3 protein-coding genes are annotated in these 1,347 nt (G+C 68.1%); all 3 read right to left on the minus strand.

Going from position 1 to position 1,347, the window contains the following annotated elements; all coding sequences use genetic code 11:
• The coding region (locus AC1DYI_RS35800) for a hypothetical protein (protein ID WP_477208842.1) at positions 1 to 184 on the minus strand (184 nt) is incomplete at its 3' end.
• An 11-nt stretch (positions 185 to 195) separates the two neighbouring features.
• On the minus strand, positions 196 to 1,062 hold the full coding sequence (locus AC1DYI_RS35805; protein ID WP_477208843.1) for a cobalamin-binding protein: 867 nt from the start codon (positions 1,060 to 1,062) through the stop codon (positions 196 to 198).
• Positions 1,062 to 1,347: endonuclease III domain-containing protein (locus AC1DYI_RS35810; RefSeq protein WP_477208844.1), on the minus strand; the 286-nt coding region annotated here is incomplete at its 5' end. The genes AC1DYI_RS35810 and AC1DYI_RS35805, both read right to left, overlap by 1 nt.

Here is a 1,347-nt window from a genome sequence, read left to right on the forward strand (position 1 = left end):
GCGTGTGTGCGTCCAACCAGGCGAATGGCCCCCGTGCGTTCGGCAGCATGGCCACGCCGGTTTCGATGATCGGCAACTCGGCGTCGGGGACCTTGGCTGCGCTGGCCGCCGAGGTGGCGTGGGCAGCCGGCAGCAGGGCCAATCCCAAGGCCACCATCGCGAGAGCCTTCCAGGGTGGGGACATGGCGTTCGTTTCTATCTGGCCTTGTCGATCGCCTCACACAGCTGCCGCGCGCCTTGCACGAAGCGTGGGCCCATGCGGCCGATCAGGTCGCCGTCGATCATCGCGAAGCGCTGGTGCTTCACCGCTTCAACGCCCGGGAAGCGCGGCCACTGGCCTTGTTCGGGGTGGTCGCTCGGCGCGCCGGCCATCGCGATGACCTGCGGGTTGCGCTGCACGGCTGCTTCCCAGCTGACGGTGGGCGTGAAGGTTGGCAGCTCGCCAAAGATGTTGGTGCCGCCACAAGCCGTGATCGCCTGGTGGATCAGGTGCTCGCGGTTGATCGTCATCAGCGGCTGGTGCCACAGCTGGTAGAAGACCCGCACCGGCTTGCGCGCTGCGTAGTCGGCCTGCAACTGCGCCCATTGCTGCTCGACCAGCTTCGCTTGCGCCTCGCCGGCCTCGGCGCGGCCCAGTAACTGGCCGATCGTGCGCAGACTGCGCGCCAGGTCGGCCACCGAGCGGATCTCGCTGTCGAACACCGGCACGCCCATCGCCTGCAGCGGTGCGCGCGCGCGGTCCGGGAAGCCGGTGCGCCAGACGAGGATCAGATCGGGCTTCAGTGTCGCGATGGTTTCGTGGTGCACCGCCACCGCGTCGCCGACGATCGGCAACTGCTTCGCCTCGGCCGGGAAGTCGCTGTAGCGGCTGACACCCACCACCTGCGCGCCGGCGCCGATTGCGAAGACCTGTTCGGTCAGATGCGGGCCCAGCGTGATCACGCGCTGCGCCGGTTTCGGCAGGGTGATGGTGTGGCCGCTGTCGTCGATCACGCTGACGGGTTGGGCCGAGGCGCCGGTGGCCAGCCCGAGCCAGAGAGACAGGCAGAAAAGCGTGCGCATCACACCGCCGCCGTCTTTGGCTCGAACTCGCACAACGCGCGCACCTGGCACGCRCCACAGCGCGGCAGCCGGGCCTGGCACACATAGCGCCCATGCAGGATCAGCCAGTGGTGCGCATCGACGCGGTAGGCCTCGGGTACACGCTTGAGCAGTGCCTTCTCGACTTCGAGCGGGTTCTTGCCCGGTGCCAGCCCAGTGCGGTTGCTGACGCGGAAGATGTGCGTGTCAACCGCCATCGTCGGCTCGCCGAAAGCCACGTTCAACACGACGTTCGCAGTCTTGCGG

It is taken from the genome of Ideonella sp. P3_A4 (genome assembly GCF_056403075.1).